This window comes from Candidatus Electrothrix sp. (genome assembly GCF_052785085.1).
The window spans coordinates 1-6805 of sequence record NZ_JALAAI010000166.1 but is presented as its reverse complement, the minus strand read 5'-3'; the positions used below and the strand labels follow the sequence as shown (position 1 = coordinate 6805).

At 51.1% G+C, this 6805-nt stretch carries 6 protein-coding genes; 5 read left to right on the top strand and 1 reads right to left on the bottom strand.

Annotated elements, in window-relative coordinates; genetic code table 11:
* Nucleotides 1–171 precede the first annotated feature (171 nt).
* From L2082_RS17715 to grpE, 3 genes are read left to right on the top strand one after another with little or no spacing between them, the layout of a single operon-like run.
* Nucleotides 172–1641 (top strand): hypothetical protein, encoded by a 1470-nt coding sequence (locus L2082_RS17715; protein WP_446010326.1) that lies wholly within the window; start codon nucleotides 172–174, stop codon nucleotides 1639–1641.
* Nucleotides 1638–1901 (top strand): hypothetical protein, encoded by a 264-nt coding sequence (locus tag L2082_RS17710; RefSeq protein WP_446010325.1) that lies wholly within the window; start codon nucleotides 1638–1640, stop codon nucleotides 1899–1901. The genes L2082_RS17715 and L2082_RS17710 overlap by 4 nt, the downstream gene beginning before the upstream one ends.
* 2 nt (nucleotides 1902–1903) lie before the next feature.
* Nucleotides 1904–2431, top strand: coding sequence for a nucleotide exchange factor GrpE (gene grpE, locus L2082_RS17705; RefSeq protein ID WP_446010324.1), 528 nt, complete (start codon nucleotides 1904–1906; stop codon nucleotides 2429–2431).
* A 35-nt stretch (nucleotides 2432–2466) separates the two neighbouring features.
* Here grpE and L2082_RS17700 read toward each other — a convergent pair whose 3' ends face one another.
* A complete protein-coding gene (locus L2082_RS17700; RefSeq protein WP_446010323.1) occupies nucleotides 2467–3393 on the bottom strand; it encodes a D-alanine--D-alanine ligase family protein in 927 nt (308 codons plus the stop codon).
* A gap of 563 nt (nucleotides 3394–3956) precedes the next feature.
* On the opposite strand from L2082_RS17700, the gene L2082_RS17695 reads away from it, so the two are divergent.
* Together L2082_RS17695 and mltF are read left to right on the top strand one after the other, a co-directional pair.
* Nucleotides 3957–5015, top strand: a complete 1059-nt coding sequence (locus L2082_RS17695) for an HU family DNA-binding protein (protein ID WP_446010322.1) — start codon at nucleotides 3957–3959, stop codon at nucleotides 5013–5015.
* A 298-nt stretch (nucleotides 5016–5313) separates the two neighbouring features.
* Nucleotides 5314–6696 (top strand): membrane-bound lytic murein transglycosylase MltF, encoded by a 1383-nt coding sequence (gene mltF / locus L2082_RS17690; protein ID WP_446010321.1) that lies wholly within the window; start codon nucleotides 5314–5316, stop codon nucleotides 6694–6696.
* Nucleotides 6697–6805: the final 109 nt, after the last annotated feature.

Here is a 6805-nt window from a genome sequence, read left to right as displayed (position 1 = left end):
TTTATTGTGCATAACACCTGAAATGAGTAAAAGGTTTAACATTATTGACTTTTCCTCATTATACAGGCTTTTTATTATCTAAGCAACTGTTTTTGTGTGGCGTTGAGATATTCTTTTCAACACCCTTAAATTGGAACCTGAGCGTTGAGAAGAAAGAAAAAGGCTCGAAGAATGGTCGGAACAACTCAAGATAACACATTATCCGCTTTGCATAAGAAGGAAAGAGCTGATCCGCCAGCTGATCCGTTGAGAGCGACTGGCTCTGAACGAGCCCAATTGCTGGTGGAGCTTTGGCAGGCAGGGCAGGTCCGGGAAATGCGGGAAGTGAATCTGGGACCGGATTTCCTCCACCCTGTTGTACTGGAACTGCATGCCAAGGCCGCCTATCTGGTACTTAACCAAGAGGGCAGGCAGACCGAACCTGCTGCTGTGCATCATTTCATTGATTGCTGGCTTTCCTTTCTTTTTCATCCTTCCCTTTTTCATTCTTTGGCCAATAAGCCGGAAACACCAGGGGACAGAGAGCAGTATCGCCTTGAGCTCCTTGAGATTGGTGAAACCATGGTGCGGAAATATGCTGACCAACAGCTGGAACAGGGGGCATTATTTATCCGTCATTGGGAAGAGGACTATGCTGTGCTCAAGGTTGTTGCCAAAGCAAACAACGAGAAAAAGAAAGAGCCCGAGGAACTGCCGTTCTATACCCCGGCCTTGGCCTGGCAGGCTGGTATTGCTGAGAAAATTTTTCATCTGGTGCAAAGAGGGAGGGGAATCGTTACAGAGCAGGAAGATGAAGAGTACCTTGCTGCTGGTGCCTGGTATTCCTCGGTTGGCCCGGCCCTGTTATTGGCTCGTGAGTTGGCCCACCAGGGAGAGGCGGCAGACAATGCATTTGCATCGCTGAAACAAGATGTTTTCCATAAGAAGAGCAAGTACAAGAAGGCAGAACCCTTTTTCCTTTACGGCTTGGCCCGCCTGAAGATTGCCTGCGGGATATATGCCCTGGATCAGGGACGCTACAAGGAAGCAGAAAAGGTGCTCACAGGTCTCCTGCCCCTGCCTCCCCATTCTGCCAGACTGGAGCAGGAGTTGCTTGCTGCCCTTGACCAGGAAGACAGGTATCTGAATCCGGATGAATTAACAGTCTGTGTTCATGTGTTAACAGACCTGCATGAGCATTCTCCAACCAAGGCCGTCAAAAAAGCACTCTGTTCACTGTTGACGCATCAGGCGGTTCTCCTGCATAATACAAGGAACATTGATGGTACGGCACTCCAGCATATGATGGAGCAAGCAGTCAGCCTGAACCCGGATGACACATTTGCCCGTATGACCCTTGATGATGCCCGGATGGATGCAGAGATTTTCTCCCTGCACCAGACCATGAGTGCTGGCAAGTTGAGCAAGGCATCCCGAATAGCGAAAAAGAGTTCCTACCAAGGTGTGGTGGACCAGTTTTTTGTCTTTGCTGCCCAGGTCATTGAGCAGGTTGAGGCAGGAGACTATCCTGATATTGAGTCAGCGTTTTTTATGGTCAGTCAGCTGCTGGAAGGTGCTTTACAGGTTGATCCTGAGCACAGGATGATCAAGAAGATTACCCTGCTTGCGGATGAATTGGAAGAACGACTGGAGGCCCCATGAATTCCCATAATCCCTATAGATTGTTGAATGTCAGCCCAGAGGCCACAGCACAGGAGATAGTGCAGGCCTCGGCTGTAGCCCTGCGTGAAAATACATGCTCTGCCCATGATATTGCAGAGGCAAGGAAACAGCTGATGCATCCTGCCACCCGCAGACTCCTTGACTTCATTTATACGGTCGATGTTGAGCCGTTGTTACAGGATGCAGAACAGGGAAGAGCTTCCTGGGCAGACGGGGATCTTTCTGATAAACAGGTATGACCATGCCGGACAAGGGAGCAGACAAGGGAGGAAAGGCAGCACCGGATGTGCTCTTGCGGGAAAAGTTGATCGGATTCCAGCGGGAGATTGCAGAGCTGAAGCAGATCAACAAGGAGCAGAAGCAGGCTGCTGAACAAGGAGAACAGAAGCTGTTACTTGGCTTGTTTGAGGTTCTGGATGCCTTTGATAACCTGGAAAAGAATATTCAGGACAAAGAGGAATCCCTGGGCAAGACCGGGCAACGCTTTGTCAAGAGTACCCGTGCTGTGCAGCGAAAGCTTCTGCGTCTACTCCGATCCTGCCATGTTGAGCCTTTGGAGTTCCCAGACAACAAGGCCACAATGGAGCAATGCAAGGTCATTGCCACCCAACATGATCCTGCCCGGGAAAACGAAGAGATCATTGCTCAGGAAAGAAAAGGGTATATCAATACCGAACGCAAGCAGGTTCTCCGTAAGGCCGAGGTGGTGACCGTGTACAACGATGGCCCGTCCATGCATTCAGCCTATTCTTCACAGAACTCCTCATAACGTTTCACAACTCCTGCCGCTTCCTGCGTGGGAGATTACTCCATAGCCAAAGCAATCAACCGATCCAGCAGGGCCGGGAAGTCAAGCCCGGCCTGGGCAGCAGCCTGGGGCAGGAGACTGGTCGGGGTCATGCCAGGGATGGTGTTGGTTTCCAGGAGGAAGATCTCATCGTCCCGGACAATCATATCGGTGCGGCTGTAGCCGTGCAGCTGCAAAGCCTTGTGGGCGGTAAGCCCATACTCCTGGGCCTTAGCGCAAATGCTGTCCTCCACCTCTGCCGGGCAGACCTCGCAGCTGGCACCGGGCTGGTACTTGGCCTCGTAATCAAAGAAATCATACTTTGCATCCGGGATGACCTCCACCAGGGGCAGGGGCATGAGTTCATCATTGCCGAGCACCCCCACTGTGATCTCCCGTCCCTGAATAAACTCCTCCACCATGACCTGATTATCATGCTCAAAGGCCGTAGCAAGGGCCGGGCCGAGCTGGTCTGCCTCCCGAACCACAGACATGCCCAGAGATGAACCCTGTCGGATGGGCTTAACCACCACAGGCAGGTTGAGTTGAGTCAGCAGCGGGGCTGGGTCGGTGATGTGTTCTTTGTCTGCCATCTCCCAGGTCGCAACAGGCAGGCCATGCAAGCGGTACATGGTCTTGGCCAGGTTCTTATCCATTGCCAGGGCACTGCCCAACACGCCTGAACCCTGGTAGGGAATCCCCAGCAACTCCAGCATGCCCTGAACCGTGCCGTCTTCGCCATGAATGCCGTGCAGCAGGATAAAGGCCGCATCAATCTGCTGTGCATCAGCAGCTAACCGGGCCAGATCAGTGGCTGGGTCATAGCGTATTACCTCATATTTGTCTTTGCTCAGGGCCTGTTCTACTCCAGCAGCTCCTTTCAGGGAGACCTCGCGTTCGCCCGATGTGCCTCCAGCGATCAGGGCCAGTCGTATTGTGTTCATGGGTGTTCCTTGTTCTTGGGTTTGTCCGCAGTATATTGTGCAGATACAGATCAGTGCGCTTCACTTGAGTTCGTATATTGTAACTGACCATCAAGGTGGTTACAACGAATTAAAGGGAAAGGGCCTTGTTCGCAATTACCCGGCACCGTAGGGGTAGATTCCCTGTGTCTACCCTATACCACCCCGGCACCGTAGGGGTAGACCCCTGTGTCTACCCTATATCATCACGGGCAGGCACGGGGAACTGCCCCTACACTCTCCCTTTCCTGCGAACCCACGCATTGGTAAAATATCTGACGAACGTCAGGATCAAACGCTGACGAACGTCAGGATCAAACGCTGACGAACGTCAGGATCAAACGCTGACGAGCGTCGGGGTCAAACGCTGACGGGCGTCGGGGTCGAACGCTGACGGGCGTGAGGATCATCATCCAACCATGCATTTCATCTTCCCATCTTACTGCTTGCGGTATCTGCCTGAAAGTTTTATCCTAAAAAATAATGCTACCGGTAAGGTGCCGGTACGCGGTATAAATCTATACCTTCAACACAAGGAGCACGTCATGCCGATCCCATACAAAGTCATCCCCTACTATCTGACCAATCCGCCTTCCTACACTGCACGCCCCATTGCGCTGGAGACCCTGGACTATGATGCCCTGGCAGAGCAGATCAACCTGCATAACCCCACCATCCCGGCTGACACGGCCAGAGCGGTGCTTGAGGCATTCCGTGATGAGGTGATCCGCCAGCTTGCCCGTGGCAACACCATCAATCTTGCCGGGTTCATGTCATTTGTCACCACCCTGCCTGTTCGCCTGGATCAGCCCACTGACGATCTGCCGCCCAACCCTGTTGATGTCAAGGCAAAGCCTTCTGTTGTGCTGAAACAGCAAGTAGCGCAGCAGGCAGAATATGAGCGTCTGCCGTATTCGGAAAAGACTCCTGATATCGGTGCGGCTTATGACACAAACAGCAACATTGCCGACTGGATTCGCCCGGATTACGGCTTCCGTCTGGACGGCTCCAATATCGGTTTTGATGCCGCAGACCCGACCCAGGGCGTTTTCCTGACCGATGCCGAGGACAATGTTGTGCAGCAGGCAAAGATCAGCCTCAACACCCCCTCAAAGATTATCATCACCCCTGATTTCGGCGAGGCAGCCGCAGTCCCTCCCAATGTGGAGAAGACCATTGCGGTGCGGTCACGCTACACAAAGAATGGGCAGGTGCGTATTGGCGAGTATTCCAGGCATCTGCGGTCTACCAATGTTGTCACTCTAGAACAGCCCAAGTTGTTTGTTACGGGAGATAATACAGACGGCCCGCTGGTGGTGAGCAATTATTCCGGGGAACAGGTGATGTGCAGATTTGAGGCGGTCTATCGGCCAGATGAACAGATTTCCCTTGCGGTCGGCCCCCTTGATGGGCAGCTCGGCCCGGAGGTGATTATTCCTCCCACAGGGACGGACATGGTGCTGACCGGCCTGGATGCGGACGTGACAGTGAATTTCATTGATAACACGTCGTATGAGCTGTTCGTGGCAAGCCTGCTTTCCTATGGCCGCTACATGCTGGAGATCTGCGATCTTTCACCTATCGCACCCATCATACCACATTGATATCCGTCATGCTGGCAGGGTGGCCGGGGTTCCGTAGGGGCGAATCCCTGTGTTCGCCCTTTTCTCTTCACTCTTTCCGGTTGCAGGCTACCACTCTTTCATGGTATCCATCAAGGCAGCTCTACGCACCATAATGCAAAGAAAGGAAAGCGTAAATGCAAGGCCGACGACACATTGATTTGCATATTGTAACTGACAGTCAAAGTGCTTACAATGAATTGAAGGGACACCACGAACATAGCCCACCGTTTTAACGGAGGGTGAAGAGAAAACAAATCATGCCAATGATTAATGTACAATGAGGAAGAAAACGTTCCATCTATTATTCCTGATTATCGTCTCTATAGCGGTTTGCGGTACGCTTCTGTGGCTTGTTTTCCCAGGTTCCTGGCAATCAACAGGGGTCATGCGGGAGATTCAGGAACAGGGGAAACTCCGTGTCATTATGACGAACAGTGCCCATGTGTACTATCGTTATAGAGAAGAGTACATGGGCTTTGAATATGATCTGGCACAGGCTTTTGCCGATTATCTCGGTGTTGAACTGGAAGTCGTGACCCCGGACTGGGATACTCTATTTCAACGGCTTGATGCAGGTGATGCCCATCTTATTGCTGCCGGCCTGACTGTCACGCCGTTGCGGGAAGATCTCGCTGATTTTTCCAACGGACATCTGGATGTACAACAGCAGGTTATTATCCATAAAGAGAATAATACAATACATGAGCTGGCTGATCTGGAGAAAAAGGTTATTCATCTCCGGGCAGGAACCTCTTATACAGAAAGAATTCGTGAACTTCAGGAAGACGGTTATTCATTACAAACAGACTTGGATAATACAGTACCAACAGAGGAGTTGATTCGTCAGGTTGCAGAGCAGACAATTGAAGTGACTGTGGCTGACTCGAATATTGCCCTGTTAAATCAGCGGTATTATCCTGACATACGCATTGCTTTTCCCATTGAGGAGCCGCAAACAATTGCGTGGGCTGTACGGAAGGGAGAAACCAGGCTCCTTGACGAGATCAATGCCTTTTTTGAGTCAATCGAAGAGAACGGTGTCTTTGCCAAGATCTATGAGCGGTATTACCGAGATGTGAGCATCTTTGACTACGTGGATCTGAAAAAATTTCATAAGCGTCTGAAAACCCGTCTTCCCAAGTACAAAAACAGTATCCGCAGGGAAGCAAAAAAATATGGCTTTGATTGGCGTCTGATTGCGGCCATGATGTATCAAGAGTCTCATTTTAACCCAAAGGCAAAGAGCCATACCGGTGTACGCGGGCTTATGCAGATAACCATGACCACAGCCCGGGAAATGGGGATGAAAAATCGGTTGAACCCGACGCAGAGTATCCGGGCCGGTGTGGGATATCTTGCCAAACTTTATGGTCGTTTTACTGATATTCCTGACCCATATGACCGGCTGCTCTTTGCCTTAGCCAGTTATAATATTGGGTATGGTCATGTGCGTGATGCCCAGAAAATTTGCCAGCAGCAAGGCTGGAATCAGCATCAATGGGCTGCAATGGAAAAAGCTCTGCCCTTGCTCCGTTTAAAACGATATTATAAGGAGACAAGGTATGGTTATGCCAGAGGAACAGAGCCGGTTCGCTACATCAAACGCATTCTGCTCTACTACGATATTATCAAACAAAAAAGCAGATGGTCACCCTCCTGAGTGTTGTTCGCCGACAACGACAGTTGTAAACAGTTCTTTTAATGTCCATCTATGATCAGTCAGTCCCGCTGCCATTGCGGGCGTCCGTTGTATCCATTTGCGCACACCT

What these genes read in the sequence shown, in the direction of transcription:
- grpE (WP_446010324.1), top strand. Translation starts at nt 1,904, where the DNA reads ATGCCGGACAAGGGAGCAGACAAGGGAGGAAAGGCAGCACCGGATGTG.
- mltF (WP_446010321.1), top strand. Translation starts at nt 5,314, where the DNA reads ATGAGGAAGAAAACGTTCCATCTATTATTCCTGATTATCGTCTCTATA.
- L2082_RS17710 (WP_446010325.1), top strand. Translation starts at nt 1,638, where the DNA reads ATGAATTCCCATAATCCCTATAGATTGTTGAATGTCAGCCCAGAGGCC.
- L2082_RS17715 (WP_446010326.1), top strand. Translation starts at nt 172, where the DNA reads ATGGTCGGAACAACTCAAGATAACACATTATCCGCTTTGCATAAGAAG.
- L2082_RS17700 (WP_446010323.1), bottom strand. Translation starts at nt 3,393, where the DNA reads ATGAACACAATACGACTGGCCCTGATCGCTGGAGGCACATCGGGCGAA.
- L2082_RS17695 (WP_446010322.1), top strand. Translation starts at nt 3,957, where the DNA reads ATGCCGATCCCATACAAAGTCATCCCCTACTATCTGACCAATCCGCCT.